Origin of the sequence: Rhodococcus sp. 06-235-1A (assembly GCF_002258785.1) — a bacterium.
In the GTDB taxonomy this organism is placed as follows: Bacteria; Actinomycetota; Actinomycetes; order Mycobacteriales; family Mycobacteriaceae; genus Rhodococcoides.
On sequence record NZ_NOYI01000013.1, the window covers coordinates 1 to 16,015 of the forward strand.

At 64.9% G+C, this 16,015-nt stretch carries 12 protein-coding genes and 1 rRNA gene; 7 read left to right on the plus strand and 6 right to left on the minus strand.

Annotation, left to right across the window (positions count from 1 at the left end; all coding sequences use genetic code 11):
- A 5S ribosomal RNA gene (rrf, locus tag CH275_RS13055) occupies positions 1 to 97 on the plus strand; the annotation flags it as partial.
- Positions 98 to 703: 606 nt separating this feature from the next.
- Here the strand turns inward: rrf and CH275_RS13060 are convergent.
- Positions 704 to 2,293, minus strand: a complete 1,590-nt coding sequence (locus tag CH275_RS13060; protein WP_094679229.1) for an adenylate/guanylate cyclase domain-containing protein — start codon at positions 2,291 to 2,293, stop codon at positions 704 to 706.
- A gap of 42 nt (positions 2,294 to 2,335) precedes the next feature.
- Here CH275_RS13060 and nucS point away from each other — a divergent pair, with 42 nt between their 5' ends.
- Together nucS and CH275_RS29995 are read left to right on the plus strand one after the other, a co-directional pair.
- Entirely contained in the window at positions 2,336 to 3,007 is a 672-nt protein-coding gene (gene nucS / locus CH275_RS13065; RefSeq protein WP_032394670.1) for an endonuclease NucS, read from the plus strand.
- A 41-nt stretch (positions 3,008 to 3,048) separates the two neighbouring features.
- Entirely contained in the window at positions 3,049 to 3,366 is a 318-nt protein-coding gene (locus CH275_RS29995) for a hypothetical protein (protein WP_032375952.1), read from the plus strand.
- A 27-nt stretch (positions 3,367 to 3,393) separates the two neighbouring features.
- Here the strand turns inward: CH275_RS29995 and CH275_RS13075 are convergent, their stop codons facing one another.
- Positions 3,394 to 4,344 (minus strand): hypothetical protein, encoded by a 951-nt coding sequence (locus CH275_RS13075; RefSeq protein ID WP_094678794.1) that lies wholly within the window; start codon positions 4,342 to 4,344, stop codon positions 3,394 to 3,396.
- A 59-nt stretch (positions 4,345 to 4,403) separates the two neighbouring features.
- Positions 4,404 to 4,886, minus strand: coding sequence for a methylmalonyl-CoA epimerase (gene mce / locus CH275_RS13080; protein WP_373453707.1), 483 nt, complete (start codon positions 4,884 to 4,886; stop codon positions 4,404 to 4,406).
- A gap of 105 nt (positions 4,887 to 4,991) precedes the next feature.
- On the opposite strand from mce, the gene CH275_RS13085 reads away from it, so the two are divergent.
- From CH275_RS13085 to CH275_RS13095, 3 genes are all read left to right on the plus strand, one after another.
- The gene (locus CH275_RS13085; RefSeq protein ID WP_094679231.1) at positions 4,992 to 6,182 is read left to right on the plus strand and encodes an acetyl-CoA C-acetyltransferase; all 1,191 of its coding nucleotides are present in this window, start codon (positions 4,992 to 4,994) and stop codon (positions 6,180 to 6,182) included.
- A 67-nt stretch (positions 6,183 to 6,249) separates the two neighbouring features.
- A complete protein-coding gene (locus CH275_RS13090; RefSeq protein ID WP_179276140.1) occupies positions 6,250 to 6,621 on the plus strand; it encodes a DUF3817 domain-containing protein in 372 nt (123 codons plus the stop codon).
- 104 nt (positions 6,622 to 6,725) lie between these two features.
- Positions 6,726 to 7,613 carry a tetratricopeptide repeat protein gene (locus CH275_RS13095; RefSeq protein ID WP_094679232.1) on the plus strand — a complete coding sequence of 296 codons (888 nt, stop codon included), beginning with the start codon at positions 6,726 to 6,728 and terminating at the stop codon, positions 7,611 to 7,613.
- 5 nt (positions 7,614 to 7,618) lie between these two features.
- Here CH275_RS13095 and CH275_RS13100 read toward each other — a convergent pair whose 3' ends face one another.
- The 3 genes from CH275_RS13100 to CH275_RS13110 are packed head-to-tail and all read right to left on the minus strand — an operon-like array spanning position 7,619 to position 13,287.
- Positions 7,619 to 9,067, minus strand: coding sequence for a metallopeptidase (locus CH275_RS13100; RefSeq protein WP_094678798.1), 1,449 nt, complete (start codon positions 9,065 to 9,067; stop codon positions 7,619 to 7,621).
- A complete protein-coding gene (glgB, locus tag CH275_RS13105) occupies positions 9,068 to 11,269 on the minus strand; it encodes a 1,4-alpha-glucan branching protein GlgB (protein WP_094679233.1) in 2,202 nt (733 codons plus the stop codon). It lies immediately after the preceding gene.
- Between the two features lie 11 nt (positions 11,270 to 11,280).
- Positions 11,281 to 13,287, minus strand: coding sequence for an alpha-1,4-glucan--maltose-1-phosphate maltosyltransferase (locus CH275_RS13110; protein ID WP_094679234.1), 2,007 nt, complete (start codon positions 13,285 to 13,287; stop codon positions 11,281 to 11,283).
- A 205-nt stretch (positions 13,288 to 13,492) separates the two neighbouring features.
- Here CH275_RS13110 and glgP point away from each other — a divergent pair, with 205 nt between their 5' ends.
- Positions 13,493 to 16,015 carry an alpha-glucan family phosphorylase gene (glgP, locus tag CH275_RS13115; RefSeq protein ID WP_094678800.1) on the plus strand — a complete coding sequence of 841 codons (2,523 nt, stop codon included), beginning with the start codon at positions 13,493 to 13,495 and terminating at the stop codon, positions 16,013 to 16,015.

Genomic DNA, 16,015 nt, shown 5'->3' on the forward strand with positions numbered 1-16,015 from the left:
GGAAACGCCCGGTCCCATTCCGAACCCGGAAGCTAAGCCCTCCAGCGCCGATGGTACTGCACTCGACAGGGTGTGGGAGAGTAGGACACCGCCGAACACAACTTCAACCAGACAACCCCCGACCACCACGGTCGGGGGTTGTCTGCATTTCGAAACCACTTGCTGCCACATCAGTATTCGTGCCCTTGTCTGTCGTCGGTATCCCTGAATTCCAGGGCACCGACATCTGCACCGCGAGGCCCATCATTGCGATGCAGCCGACTGTCTCGTCTCCCCACCCGGGTGGCGCACGCGCGCGCACTTGCCAGACGCGAGCAGAACAGCGTCACCAGACTGCGCGCACTTGGCAAACGCGCGCGCATTCGCATAATCCAGAGGTGCCAGCACCGCCGGTTGCATCCAATAGTGCCGGCCGTCGACTCGTTACTGTCACTCCCCGTCGCACAGGCGAGCGCATTTCCCGCAGACAAAGGGAATCAGTGATGCCCAGCCGGGTCGGCCGTCTGCCTTGTCATGGCCAACTCCGGTCACAAACGCGCGCGCTTTCGCCAGACGCGAGCAGAACAGCGTCACCAGACTGCACGAACCTGACAAACGCGAGCGCGTTTGTGAGGGGGACCGAGCAAAGGACGGCCGAGTCGTCAGTGACGGAAACGGCGGGGATGCAGCGCTTTACACCTACTGAGCCCGATGATCGGGTGGATCAGGCGTGAACGGCTTCGGGCTCATCCGCCGCGACCTTGACGTCCTTCGGATTCGCCAGAACCGTCTCGGCGGATCGTCCACGCAAGGTCACGGAGTCTCCGAATTCCCAACGCTGCGCCTCGTCGTCCGAGGCACCGTCGACTGCAGTCTTGGACGCAAGGATCGCTCCGGGCGAATTCTTTGCCAGTTCGGATAGACGAGCGGCCTCGTTCACCGGGTCTCCGATGACGGTGTATTCGAATCTGGATTTCGCTCCGACATTGCCGGCGACTGCGCGTCCTGCAGCGACGCCGACAGCGGCGCTGCATTCGGGGACTTCCACTACCAGGCGTCGGGCAATTGCTCGCGCGGCTGCGAGGGCGGAGCCGCAGTGGTCGGGAATTTCGTTCGGGGCTCCGAAGATGGCCAGCGCGGCGTCGCCCTCGAACTTGTTGATGAAGCCGCCGTGTTCGTCTACCTCGTCGACCACCACAGCGAAGAATCGGTTGAGTAGGTCCACGACTTCGGTAGGTGGCCGGGATGCTGCCAGCTCCGTCGATCCCACGAGGTCGATGAAGAACACTGCGATATCGCGTTCTTGTCCGCCGAGTTCGCTATCGGACTGCAACGCCTTCTCGGCGACTTCGTGTCCGACGTGTCTGCCGAACAGGTCACGGATCTTCTCTCGATCGCGCACGCCGTCGGCCATTCGGTTGAATCCACTCTGGAGCTCACCGAGCTCGGTGCCGTCGTACACCGCGAGGCGGACATCCATGTTGCCCTTCTCCACCTCGGCCATGCCCGCGCGGACATTGTTGATGGGGGAGGTGGTCGCGAAGCCGCCGAGCACAGTCAACGCGAAACCGAAGACGATCGTGATGCCGCCGAGCGCGAGGATGGAGACCGCCAGCTGTGCGGATGTCGTCTCGGGCCGGAGAAAGCGAAAGACCGCGATGATCATCAGTCCGGAGACCGGAACGCCGGTTCCCAACAACCACGACAGGATGGACCGTCCCATGACTCCGGCGATACGAATCCGCCGTGGATCGCCTGCCTCGAGCGCCCGAGCGGCAATGGGGCGCAGCGCGAACTCACTGAGCAGGTAGCTGAACGCGCAGACGACGGTGCCGCCCGCGGCGATCGTGAACGCAACTTTGGGTATCGCCTGAGGATCGATGATGCCGTCGATCGTGGTCAACAGGATCAGCGCGCCGATCCACAGTGCTATCTGGATGCGCGTCAGGCGCCACGGCATGGCGAGAGTGGCGACCTGCTCGGATCGTGTGGGTTTCCGATCCTCGATGCCCCACCGCAGGCTGCTGAGCGCGCTCGTGGTGCCCCAGACGACGCCGACCAGGAATGCGAGAAAGACGTACACCGGGACGACGATGAAGTTGACCCACCAATAGCGATCCATTCTCAGGACGTCAGGGCCCGGAACGACGACGCTGATCAGAACGCCCACGATGACCGCACCGATCAAGTTGGACAGGATCAGGAAAACGGTCAGCAACAGCTGGATTCGGATTCGGCGGCGGCGCGGCGATTCGCTGGTGTCCCCGAGGAGCCGGGAACCCAGCGGAGTGGCAGATCGTCTCAATTGCGGCATGGTCGTCACAGACTAACGGGGCGCCTGCCTTATGGTGGTCGAGTGCGTTTAGTTATTGCTCGTTGCCAAGTCGACTATGTCGGCCGTCTCACCGCACACCTCCCGTCGGCTCGGCGTCTGTTGCTCGTGAAGTCCGACGGATCGGTCAGCGTGCATGCGGACGATAGGGCCTACAAGCCGCTCAACTGGATGTCGCCGCCCTGCTGGACGGTCGAGACCACCGAGGGCGAGACGATCAAGTGGGTCGTCACCAACAAGGCCGGCGAGGAACTTCGTATCACCATCGACGACGTGGAACTCGACTCGAGTCACGAGCTCGGCATCGATCCCGGTTTGGTGAAAGACGGTGTGGAGGCCCATCTTCAGGAGTTGTTGGCCGAGCACGTCAGCACCTTGGGTGACGGATACACGCTCGTTCGACGCGAATACATGACGGCTATCGGTCCGGTGGATCTACTGTGCCGCAATGCCGACGGCGGAACCGTGGCCGTCGAGATCAAGCGACGTGGTGAGATCGACGGCGTCGAGCAGTTGACTCGGTACCTCGAGCTTCTGAACCGTGACCCGCTGCTGGCTCCGGTGAGCGGGGTTTTTGCTGCGCAGGTCATCAAGCCGCAGGCGAAGACGCTGGCCACCGACCGCGGCATTCGTTGTCTCACACTCGACTACGACGTCCTGCGAGGAACCGACAGCACCGAGTTCCGGCTTTTCTGACGACTGTCGGCGAGCATAGGCCTGTTCTCTACACTGGACGGGTGCCCCGTCGTAACCAACCCCGCCGACCGAACCGGAGCGGCCCGAGCGATCTCGGTCCGGCAACCGACTCGGTACTGGGTGGCAACCGGGTCGAGGTCGGTCCGGACGGAGACACGTACACGACTCGGATGATCCCGGGTGCCAAGGCGGTCAAGACGTATCGCTGCCCCGGCTGCGATCACGAGGTGCGGCCGGGCGTCGCACATATCGTCGCATGGCCGTCGGACGATTTCGGGGGTGCCGACAATCGGAGGCACTGGCACACCGGATGTTGGTCCGGCCGAAACACGCGTGGCCTCACCCGTAGATGGTCCTAGCGGGGAGGCCCGGCGTGTACCGCGAAATCAGGACGCCGAGTCGGCCGATTCCTTCTCGTCCTCGGCCTTGGCGGCTGCCTTCTCTTCTTCCTTCTTGAGAATCGCCGTCGGGTCGGGATTGTCGAGCAGTTCGCTCTCGCGATTGACCGAGGCGAGCATCGCCGGTACCGAATCGAGCTGGCCGCGGATTCCGAGCAGCTGGGCCAGTACGCGACTGCGCAGCACACGCAGCTCTTCGGCCAGTTCCTTGGAGTGCGCAATACGCCGCTCGGCCTGTTCGCTGGCGGACTGAAGCCGTCGAGCAGCCTCGGTGGTCGCCTCTTCGATGCGGCGTGCAGCATCGGACTTGCTCGACGCTTCGAGTTCTTCGAGGGCGGAGAGAACCTTGGTGCGGCGCTCGGCCATCGTGATCTCGAAGTCCTCCTGGACCTTGGCGCGCTTGGCCTCGGACTCGGCGGCCAGCTTGTCGCGCTCGGCCTGCGCGGCCTCGACCACCCGGGCCGCCTCGGTACGCGCCTGAGCCATGGTCTGCTGGTGCTCGGTCTCGAGCGCAGTGCGTCGCTCTTCGAGTTCGGCCACCAGCGACTCGTGCCGTCCCCGCAGTCGCGCACTTTCCTGCTGCGCAACCGAAATCATTTCCTCGGACTCGGAGTGCGCCTTCGCGCGAACCTCGGATGCCTCGTCCGAGGCGAGCCGCAGCATGCGCGAGATGCGATCACTCATGCCCTCCGCTGTGGTGGGCGGAACGGACAGGCGATCGATGTCCTTGCGCAGTTCGTCGATCTCGTCGCGAGCGTCGTCGAGTTGCTTGGCCAGATCACGAGCCTGTGCTGCGGCCGCATCGCGGTCGGCAGTCGTCAGACGGAGCTCGGCGTCGAATCGCTCGAAGTAGTTGGTGACTTCGTCGCGATCGAACCCCTTCCGGACGATGGAAAAGGGAAGTTGCACCGTGGAAGTGCGCTCATGATCGATGGCCATGGCCGTCAATTTACCGGTGAGTCAAGTAGAGGGCCATACGGTTCGTTCACCGAGTTCGGTCAGTGCGAGTTGTGATTCGGCTCGACCAGCTCGATGAGCACTCCACCGGCGTCCTTGGGATGGACGAAGTTGATCCGAGAATCGGCGGTACCGCGGCGCGGGGCGTCGTACAGCAACCGCACGCCGCGGGCGCGCAACTCGGTCGAGATCTCTTCGATATCGGTGACGCGGTAGGCCAACTGCTGCAGTCCAGGGCCGTTGCGGCCGATGAACTTGGCGATGGTGGACGACTCGTCGATCGGTGCGAGCAATTGCAGCGCAGCGGACGTTTCTCCGGCACCGGGGAACGAGAGCATCGCCTCGCGGACACCCTGCTCCTCGTTGATCTCCTCGTGCACGGCAATCATGCCGAGGTGGTCGGTGTACCAGGTGATTGCGGCGTCGAGATCGGGCACCGCAACACCCACGTGGTCGATAGCCGTCACCAGGTCGGAGCGCAGCGGGGCTCCCGTGTAAGACTGCGTGCTGGAGGTCATGGCCATGACGTTAGCGCCAGCTGCGTTTCGGTGCTCCGCCCGGCCGGTATCGGCAGGGGGCGTCGGAGCGTTGATCTCGACAAGGCCGTCTTCACACTTTCGGAGGAAATCGTGACCACAACAGTCATCGTCGCCGGTGCTCGTACGCCGGTCGGGCGCTTCTCGGGCGCACTCAAGGACTTCTCGGGATCGGACCTCGGCGGGATCGCCATCAAGGGTGCACTCGACAAGGCCGGTGTTGCTCCGGATCAGGTCGATTACGTCATCATGGGACAGGTTCTCACCGCCGGAGCCGGCCAGATCCCGGCCCGCCAGGCAGCTGTTGCTGCCGGCATTCCGATGACCGTGCCCGCCTTGACGATCAACAAGGTCTGCCTGTCCGGCGTCGATGCCATCGCGCTGGCCGATCAGCTCATCCGCGCCGGAGAATTCGAGATCGTCGTCGCCGGTGGCCAGGAATCGATGACCCAGGCACCGCACATGCTGGAGAAGTCGCGAGCCGGGTTCAAGTACGGCGATGTCACCATGCGTGACCACCTCGCCTACGACGGTCTGTACGACATCTTCACCGATCAGGCGATGGGTGCGCTGACCGAGCAGCGCAACCAGAGTTCCGAGGCCATCAGTCGCGAGGAGCAGGACACCTTCGCGGCTGCGTCGCATCACAAGGCCGCAGCGGCGTGGAAGAACGGCGTATTCGACAACGAGGTTGTCGCCGTGTCGATCCCGCAGCGCAAGGGCGACCCGATCCAGTTCACCGCCGATGAAGGAATCCGCGCCGACACCACTGTCGATTCCCTCGGCAAGCTTCGACCCGCATTCGACAAGGCCGGAACCGTCACCGCGGGATCGGCGTCGCAGATTTCCGACGGTGCTGCCGCCGTCGTGGTGATGAGCAAGGAGAAGGCCGAGTCACTCGGCCTCACCTGGCTTGCCGAGATCGGTGCCCACGGCGTGGTGGCCGGTCCCGACTCCACGCTGCAGTCGCAGCCTGCCCGCGCAATCGCCAAGGCATGCGAGAAGGAGGGCATCGACCCGAAGGACCTCGATGTCGTCGAGATCAACGAAGCGTTCGCAGCGGTCGGGATCGCGTCGACGCGCGAGCTCGGTATCGATCCGGAGATCGTGAACGTCAACGGCGGAGCCATTTCCATCGGACACCCGCTCGGCATGTCGGGAGCTCGTATCGCCTTGCACCTCGCCCTCGAGCTGCAGCGACGCGGCGGCGGAGTCGGTGCGGCCGCACTGTGCGGCGGCGGTGGACAGGGCGACGCCCTCATCGTTCGAGTCCCGAAGAAATAAGACCGCGGTGGCTCTGGTCGGGAGTGAGACCAGAGCCACTACGTTCTGTCGTAGCAAACCGGGCACAATGGCTGGCATGACCAATTTCTTCGACCTGAGCAGCACGGCAAAACGCTTCCGTTTCATCGCTGTGCTCGAAGCGTTCACCTGGCTGGGACTGCTGATCGGAATGGCCTTCAAGTACATCCCCGCGGACGGCAACGAAATCGGCGTGAAGATATTCGGGCCGATCCATGGCGGCGTGTTCGTCGTGTACCTGGGCATCGCGGTGTTGACGGCAGTGAAGTTGAAGTGGGACGTCAAGGCGACGCTGCTGGCGCTCGTCGCAGCGTTCCCGCCGTTCGGCACGGTGATCTTCGAGATCTGGGCCGCGCGCACCGGCCGTCTCGCCGAGCTGAGCACCGGCCGGCCCGCAGCCGAGGCGAAGGTTCTGTCCTGACTGCCCGCCAGTGGATGGCGCATCGGGTTAGTGACAAACTGTAGGACGTGACTCGACCCGGTTCCCGTCCTCCCGTCCGCCCGTCAGCTGCCGTCCCCGCTTCGATTGCCGGCGCTGTCGACCTGTCCGTTCTCAAGGACCGTCCGGCACCTGCTCCTGCAGCCGAATCCGCGGGCGACGCGGGAGGTCTGGCACCGATCGTGGACGTGACCGCGGCGACGTTCGAGGCCGAGGTTCTCCAGAGGTCCACGCAGGTCCCGGTCATCGTCGACCTGGGTTCGGCTCGTTCGCCGCAATCCCAGGCGTTGACGCGTCAGCTCGGGCAACTGGCCGTCGAGGCCGCGGGGACGTGGGTTCTCGCCCGAGTCGACGTCGATTCCAATCCGCAGATCGCGCAGGCATTCGGTGTGAAAGCCATTCCGACGGTGGTTGCCGTGGCAGCCGGTCAGCCGCTGGCCGACTTCGAGGGCACGCAGTCGGACGAGCAGCTGCGTCAGTGGCTACAAGCCGTCGAGCAGGCGACTGCGGGAAAGCTCACCGGGCCTCCCGGGGCGGCCGCTGCAGAACCGGAACCCGAGATCGAGGACCCCAGAATCGTCGCCGCCGAAGAGGCTATCGACGAGGGCGATTTCGACAGGGCAGCGGCTGCCTACCAGGCGATCATCGACGCCGAACCGAAGAACACCGACGCCGTCGCGGCGCTGCGTCAGGTCAAGTTCCTGGCTCGGGTACAGAACATTGCACCCGATGCCATCGAGATCGCCGACGCTGATCCCGCGAACGTGCAGGCCCGGATCGAGGCCGCCGACGCCGAGATGGCCGGTCAGCAACCGGAGCAGGCTTTTGCTCGTCTGATCGACGGAATCAAGGTCAGTGCCGGCGACGACCGGACCGCGCTGCGCACAAGACTTCTCGAGCTGTTCGAGTTGTTCGACGCAGCCGATCCGCTGGTGGTCTCCGCACGACGCAAGCTCGCGTCCGCTCTGTACTGAGTTCCTCAGCTGTAGCGTGAGTCGCACAGTTGTTTGCCGCCGAGTACTCCCGAGCGGAAGGCGTCGACGCGGGAGAAGCCGGACGGTAGCGTCGTGCCGTTGACGTCGCTGGCTGCCAACCCGTCGCTCAGCAGACCGGACACGGCCTCGTCGAGATCGCCTGGCGAGAGCCATATTTCGAGACCCGTCGCACCGTTCTCGGCGCTCATCGCCGAGGTGATGACCCCGGACAGGCACGCCGATCGCAGAGCGGTCTGCGGATCGTCGAGCGTCTGACCTGCTTCCTTCTGCACCGCGAGCGTGTACCGCGAGGCGAACAGCACGTAGGCGCTGTAATCACCGGAGACGTTGAGCGGCAATATGTCTCCGCGCTGCGGGGTCTCGGGCTGGCCGACTTCGGCGAGGTCCTCGACGTCGACACCGATGGTGTTCGACGACGGGCAGTACGACACCGGCGCGGTGGCCTCGGCGTCGGGGCACCCGAGATCCGAACCGGAGTAGTCGACGGTCGGCGGAACGGAGACGGGCAGCACCGTCTCGAAGGATCGACTGAATGCGCCGAGGGAATCCTCGGTCACCGGTAGCTCGCCGGAGTCGTCGGGGTCGCTGAACTTCTGCGGCAACGATGCTCGACGCGAATCGATTTCGGCCTCGTCGATGCCGGTGCAGGCTGCCGCGCCGTCGGTGAAGCCGATCTGCACGGCAGTAACGCGCTCGAAGGCGGAACCGTGCACCGATTCGGGGTCGTTGGGATCGACGTCGCGGACGGCGACGGTTGCGGCGAGAACGCCGTTGAGGCCGTCGGAGGTGTTGATCGTGAAGTGCGGCGCATCGTCCTCGGCGACGTGGCGGATGAACGCGCCGGCGAAACAGTCGGCCTGTTGCTCGGCCACGATGGTCGGGGTGTCGTCACCGACCAGTCCCGATTGATGCTGAATGGCGTGGCCGTATTCGTGGGCGATCACCATCACCACCGACATCGGTCCGAAGGCATCGACCAGAGCCGGGAGCAGAATGGTGCGATCCCAGCCGATCGAGTCGTCGCGAGTGCAATACGCGGCGTTGGGGATACCGCCGGTACGGTCTCCACAGAATCTGATGCCCGATCCTTCGTCCTCGGACGCATCCCACGAGACGATCTTGGACACCGGCGTGAACGAGCCCTTGAACAGGTTCGGATACTGCTGTACCCAGAACTGTTGGATGTCGTCGATCGCGTTCGTGGCAAGGATGTCGGAGTCGGTGCCTTCGGCGTTCTCCACCGTGAGGGTGGAATCGGGGACGCCAGGACGAGGCCCGCTCGGTCCGCTCGTGACCGGAAGTCCGGCGACGGTGAACGGGTTCTCGTAGATCGACACGGCGTTACCGCTCACGGTCTGCGCGCACGAGGTCAACAGGAGCAGTCCGGCAGTGGCGGCCGCGGCCAGAAGTCGGGGTGTGCGGCCGCCACTCATCTATTGCTCCAGTTTTATCCAGATCGCCCCGTTGGCGGGAAGGGCGACCTGGCCTGACGCCGGTCGACCGTGCCACGAGTGCGATGTTGCCGTCACTTCACCCAGGTTGCCCACGCCGGAGCCGCCGTATTCCGTTGCATCGGTGTTGAGGATCTCGATCCAACGGCCGGGTTCCGGTAGTCCCACACGATAGCTGCCGTGCTCGGAACCGGAGAAGTTGAAAATACACGCGATGACCGAACCGTCGGACCCGTACCGCAGAAAGCTCAGCACGTTGTTCTCGGTGTCGTTGGCATCGATCCACGAGTATCCGCTCGGCGAGGTGTCGAGTGTCCACAGTGCCGGATGCGACTTGTAGGTCGAGTTGAGATCGGACACAAGGGATTTGACGCCGCGGTGCAGTGGTTCCTCGTCGATCTGGTACCAATCGAGGCCGCGCTCCTCGGACCACTCGCGGGTCTGGCCGAACTCCTGGCCCATGAACAGCAGTTGCTTGCCCGGGTGCGCCCACATGTAGGCGAGCATTCCGCGCAGACCGGCGGCCTTGGTGTAGTCGTCGCCAGGCATCCGTGTCCACAGCGTTCCCTTGCCGTGCACCACCTCGTCGTGGCTGATGGGGAGAAGATAGTTCTCGCTCCATGCGTAGACGAGCGAGAAGGTGATCTCGTGGTGGTGGTAGCTCCGGTGGATGGGATCACGCCCGAGGAAGCCCAGGGTGTCGTGCATCCAACCCATGTTCCACTTCATGTTGAACCCGAGCCCACCGACGTTCGTCGGGCGGGTGACGCCGGGCCATGCCGTCGACTCCTCGGCCACGGTGACGACGCCGCGGTGCTTCTTGTGCACCGTCGCGTTCATCTCCTGCAGGAAGGTGACGGCCTCCAGGTTCTCGCGGCCACCGTAGATGTTCGGCGACCAGCCGCCCTCGGGCCGGGAGTAGTCCAGGTACAGCATCGACGCAACGGCGTCGACGCGGAGTCCGTCGATGTGGAACTCGTCGATCCAGTACAGCGCGTTCGCGACCAGGAAGTTGCGAACCTCTCGGCGACCGAAGTCGAAAACCAGTGTGCCCCAGTCGAGTTGCTCGCCGCGCTGCGGGTCTCCGTGCTCGTAGAGCGGACCGCCGTCGAACCGAGCCAGGGCCCATTCGTCCTTGGGGAAGTGCGCGGGCACCCAGTCGACGATGACGCCGATTCCGGCGCTGTGCAGGTGGTCGACGAAGTAGCGAAAATCGTCGGGGCTGCCGAAACGCGACGTGGGCGCGTAGTAGGACGTCACCTGGTAGCCCCAGGATCCGCCGAACGGATGCTCGGCGACCGGGAGCAGCTCGACGTGCGTGAATCCGGTCTCGGTGATGTACTCGGCCAACTGTTCGGCCAGCTCGCGGTAACCGAGGCCCGGTCGCCAGGACGCCAGGTGGATCTCGTAGACGCTCATCGGTGCCTGCGTGGGTTCGATTCCGGCCCTTGTATCGAGCCAGGATTCGTCGTTCCACTTATACGACGACGCGGTGACAACCGATGCGGTCGACGGCGGAACCTCGGTGGCGAAGGCCATGGGGTCGGCCTTGTCCTTGACCGAACCGTCGGCACCGTGGACGCGGAACTTGTACAGCGCGCCCGGTGCGATGTCGGGAACGAACAGTTCCCACACACCGGTCGAGCCCAGTACACGCATGGGCCAGCTGCGGCCGGTCCAGCCGTCGAAGTCGCCGACGAGCGTGACGCCCTGCGCAGCCGGAGCCCACACCGCGAACGACGTGCCGGCGACGGGGCCGTCCGGCGTCGCGTACGACTGCTGATGCGCGCCGAGGATGTCCCACAGTCGCTCGTGCCTGCCCTCGCCGAACAGATGTAGATCGAGTTCACCGAGGGTCGGCAGGAAGCGGTAACCGTCGGCGGATTCGGAGACGTGTCCACCGGGCCACGTCACCACCAGCCGGTAGTCGATCAGGTCCTCGAACGGCAGCAGTGCCGAGAAGACCCCGTGCGCGACATGGGTCAACTCGTGGTCGACGCCGCCGACCCGAGCGACGACCTTCTCGGCGTCGGGCTTGAGGGCACGGATCGCCGTTCCACCCGGCACCGGGTGGGCACCGAGTACGGAATGCGGGTTGTAGTGCCGACCCGCAGCGATGAGCTCGAGATCGTTGTCGGACGGGGCTGCGACGGTGTCTTCGGGCGTCGTCGGATTCTCGGACACGTTGAATCCCTTCACTTTCGGTTGCCGCGGTAGGCCAGTTCGATTCGTGCCGGGTAGGGGATGTGGGGGAGCGTGAAGATGTGCGCCACCGATGTCCACGGCTCGAGCCGGACGAAATTGGTGTGGCCCCAGTCGTAGTGGATGCCGCTCACTTCGTCCTTGATCGTGAGGGTGTCCTGCCAGTCGTGGCCCAGAGCCGGCATGTCCAGGTGGATGGTGCCTTCCTCGGCCCCGAACGGATTGAGATTGATCACCACCAGAACGGAGTCGCCGGTCTGCGGGTCGAACTTCGAGTACCCGATCAGTGCCTCGTTGTCGATGGTGTGGAAGTGGATGTTGCGCAGCTGTTGCAGTGCCGGATGCGCACGCCTGATTGCGTTCAGCGTGGTGATCCAGGGCTCGAGCGACTCGCCGCGGGCGAGCGCGCCCTCGAAGTCGCGTGGGCGTAACTGGTACTTCTCCGAGTCCAGGTATTCCTCGCTGCCCTCACGCACGGCTTGGTGCTCGAACAGCTCGTACCCGGAGTAGACGCCCCAGGTCGGTGCCATCGTCGCCGCGAGAGCGGCTCGCAGCGCGAACATTCCGGGCCCGCCGTGCTGCAGGCTCTCGTGCAGGATGTCCGGGGTGTTGACGAACAAATTCGGCCGCGCGTCGTCGGCGCGTCGAGCATGTTCCTCGGCGAACTCGGTCAGCTCCCACTTGGCGGTACGCCAGGTGAAGTATGTGTAGGACTGCGTGAACCCGCGCTGCGCCAACCCGTACATGCGCACCGGTCTGGTGAACGCTTCGGCGAGGAACAGCACGTCCGGGTCGGTCTTCTTGACCTCGGCGATGAGCCACTCCCAGAAGTCCGGTGGCTTGGTGTGCGGGTTGTCGACTCGGAAGACCTTGACGCCCAGCGAGATCCAGTACCGGACAACACGCAGAACCTCTTCGTAGATGCCGCGTCGGTCGTTGTCGAAGTTGACCGGGTAGATGTCCTGGTACTTCTTCGGCGGGTTCTCGGCGTACGCGATCGTGCCGTCCGGCAGCACAGTGAACCACTCGGAATGTGTTGCAGCCCAAGGATGATCGGGTGCGGCCTGGAGGGCGAGATCGAGTGCCACTTCCAGGTTGTGCTCCTGTGCGGCGGCGACGAATGCGCGGAAATCGTCCTCGTTGCCGAGTTCGGGATGGATGGCGTCGTGCCCGCCGTCCTTCGAGCCGATGGCCCACGGCGACCCGACGTCCTCGGGGCCGGGCGTCAGCGTGTTGTTCGGGCCCTTGCGGTTGATGGTGCCGATCGGGTGGATGGGCGGAAGGTAGACGATGTCGAATCCCATCCGCTGGATGCGGGGCAACTGCTCGATCGATGTCGCGAAAGTGCCGTGCCGCGGCGAACCGTCCTCGTTCCATCCACCGGTCGATCGAGGGAAGAACTCGTACCAGGCACCGTTGAGAGCAAGATTGCGATCGACCCAGATGTTGACTGCACGCGAGCGGGTCACCAACTCGCGCAGGGGGTGCGCGAACAGCAGTTCGGCGACCGACGACGCGAACGCCGAGGACACTCGGGCCGGTAGCGGGCGGTCGGTGTCGCGCAGCGCGGCGGCGACATCGGCGAGCAATTGCCTGCTCTCGGCAGGAACCCCGGTGGCAGCGCGCAGGAACAGCCGCGCCCCGATCTCCAGATCGTTCGCGAGTTCGTGCGCACTCTGGCCTACTCCGAGCTTGGCTTCGACGGCATGCCGCCAGGTGCTGATCGGATCGCTCCATGCTTCGATGCGGCAGATCCAGTAACCCGGCCGAGACGGGACGAACACCGCGTCGAACGTGTCGGGTTCGCGGCCCGGTGTCATCGGGATGCGTTCGAGCTTGCCTCCCGGTCCGCGCACCGACAGTGTCGCGGCCACCGCGTCGTGACCCTCGCGCCAGACATCGGCGGAGACCGGAAAGGTCTCGCCCACCACGGCTTTCGCGGGATACTTCCCGGTCGTCGTATCTGGAAGGACATTGTCGATACCAAGTCGACCTGTCACTTCACACTCCATTCTTCGCTAGAGGTATGGCTGCGCGGGCGCAACCTCTTGTCGAACCGATATTGGTGTGCTCCTACTCGTCAACCGTAGTGCAGCAGCGCAGATGGCGCGTGCGCCGACGCATACTGCTCGCCGCCGGCGCGGCATCTCGGATTTCGTGTAAGCCGCCCATCGACACAGGTCTGCGTGGGTAGGGTTCGACCTTGTGAAAGCTTTGCGCCGATTCACCGTCCGAGCCCACCTTCCCGCCCGCCTGAATGCCCTCGCCGAGCTCTCGACAAACCTCAGGTGGTCGTGGCACTCGTCGACGCAGGATCTGTTCGAGCACATCGATCCACTGCTGTGGACCGAACTCGAGCGCGATCCGGTGGCTGTGCTGGGAGCCGTCGCACCCGAGCGTCTGGCGGAGCTCGCTGCCGACGACCGGTTCCTGGCCGAGCTGGACGCCGCCGAGGCGGACTTGCACGATTACCTCGCCCGCCCGCTGTGGTATCAGAACGAGCTGGCCGAGGGACGCGCTCTGCCGTCGGGAATCGGTTATTTCTCGATGGAGTTCGGTGTCACCGAAGTGTTGCCGAACTACTCCGGCGGCCTCGGGATTCTGGCCGGCGACCACCTCAAGGCCGCCTCGGACCTGGGCCTGCCGTTGATCGGTGTCGGCCTGCTCTACCGCTCGGGGTACTTTCGCCAGTCATTGACGGCCGACGGCTGGCAGGCCGAGCGCTATCCGTCTCTCGACCCGCACGGTCTGCCGCTGCGGTTGCTGACCGACGACGGGGATTCCCCGGTTCTGATTCACGTGTCGATGCCGGGATCTCGGGTGCTGCGAGCCCGGGTGTGGATCGCCCAGGTGGGACGCGTCCCGCTGCTCCTGCTCGATTCGGACATCGCCGACAACGACCCCGAGCTGCGCGGGGTGACCGACCGGTTGTACGGCGGCGATCAGGATCACCGCATCAAGCAGGAGATACTCGCCGGTATCGGCGGAGTGCGCGCGATCCGGGCGTACACCCGCGCGCACGGATTGCCGGACCCCGAGGTGTTCCACATGAACGAGGGGCACGCCGGCTTCCTCGGTGTCGAACGCATTCGCGAACTCGTCACCTCGGGCGCGCTTGACTTCGACGCGGCGCTGGCGGCGGTTCGAGCCGGAACCGTCTTCACCACCCACACCCCGGTCCCCGCCGGAATCGACCGTTTTCCGGCCGATCTGGTGCGGCACTACTTCGGCAGTACGGACGGCGGCCCGGACTCGGCGCTGCTGCCGGGACTGCCCATGGACCGAATTCTCGCCCTCGGCGGCGAAGCCGACGCCTCGGTGTTCAACATGGCGCACATGGGATTGCGTCTGGGGCAACGAGCGAACGGAGTCTCGAAGCTGCACGGCATCGTCAGCCGCGAGATGTTCAACGACCTGTGGCCGGGCTTCGATGCGTCCGAGGTGCCGATCGGATCGGTCACCAACGGCGTCCATGCCCCGACGTGGTCTGCACGCGAATGGGCACAGGAGGGGGAGCTGTCCTCGGAGCGCGTGTGGTCGACACGCAACGCTCTGCGTGCGCAGTTGGTGGACGAGGTGCGGCGTCGGGTTCGGCGTTCGGCACTCGAACGTGGATCGACTCAGGCCGAGATCAGCTGGACCGCGAATGTTTTCGATCCGAACGTGCTGACCGTCGGGTTCGCTCGACGCGTGCCGACCTACAAGCGGCTGACGCTGATGCTCCGCGAACCCGAGCGCCTGCGGGCGATGTTGCTGGACCCGGTGCGGCCGGTCCAGTTGGTGGTCGCAGGCAAGTCCCACCCCGCCGACGACGGCGGGAAAGCACTCATTCAGCAGATCGTCAGATTCGCCGATCAGGCCGATGTACGGCACCGCATCGTCTTCCTGCCCGACTACGACATGTCCATGGCGCGCTTTTTGTACTGGGGATGCGATGTGTGGCTGAACAATCCGCTGCGACCGCTCGAAGCGTGCGGCACCTCCGGCATGAAATCGGCACTCAACGGCGGCCTCAATCTCTCGATCCGCGACGGCTGGTGGGACGAGATGTACGACGGCGAGAACGGTTGGGCCATCCCGACGGCCGACGGCGTCACCGACGACAATCGCCGCGACGATCTCGAAGCCGCTGCACTGTACGAGCTGCTCGAGCAGGCGGTGCTCCCCAAGTTCTACGACCGCGGCGAGGACGGCGTGCCCAGTCGGTGGATCGAAATGGTGCGGCACACGCTCGAGAAGCTGGGGCCGAAGGTGCTGGCGTCGAGAATGGTTCAGGACTACACGCTCGGCTACTACGCGCCGGCCGCCGAGTCGGCCCGCGCGGCCTCGGCCGAGAATCACCACGGTGCCATCGACGTGGCGTCGTACCGCCGCCGCGTCGAACAGGCTTGGGGCGCAGTGAAAGTCACTCGGGTCGACAGTGAGGGGCTGCCGGACACTCCGGTGATCGGGGCGGAACTGTCGCTGCGCGCACATGTCGACCTGGGCGGACTGGAGGCGTCGGACGTCGTGGTGCAGGCAGTGGTGGGTCGGGCCGACGACGAGGAGAACCTCACCGACATCAGGACGACGGCCATGGCTCACGTGGGTACCGAGGGCGGTGAGCACATCTATGCCGGGCAGACGTCGCTGCCGCACAGCGGTGCGGTGGGATACACGGTGCGGGTGCTACCGCATCACGGCGGTCTGTCCTCGGATGCCGAGCTCGGTCTGGTGGCGACGCCCTAG

Coding starts and splice junctions, on each gene's coding strand:
- CH275_RS13060 (WP_094679229.1), bottom strand. CDS start 2,293: ATGCCGCAATTGAGACGATCTGCCACTCCGCTGGGTTCCCGGCTCCTC.
- CH275_RS13075 (WP_094678794.1), bottom strand. CDS start 4,344: ATGGCCATCGATCATGAGCGCACTTCCACGGTGCAACTTCCCTTTTCC.
- mce (WP_373453707.1), bottom strand. CDS start 4,886: ATGGCCATGACCTCCAGCACGCAGTCTTACACGGGAGCCCCGCTGCGC.
- CH275_RS13100 (WP_094678798.1), bottom strand. CDS start 9,067: ATGAGTGGCGGCCGCACACCCCGACTTCTGGCCGCGGCCGCCACTGCC.
- CH275_RS13090 (WP_179276140.1), top strand. CDS start 6,250: ATGGCTGGCATGACCAATTTCTTCGACCTGAGCAGCACGGCAAAACGC.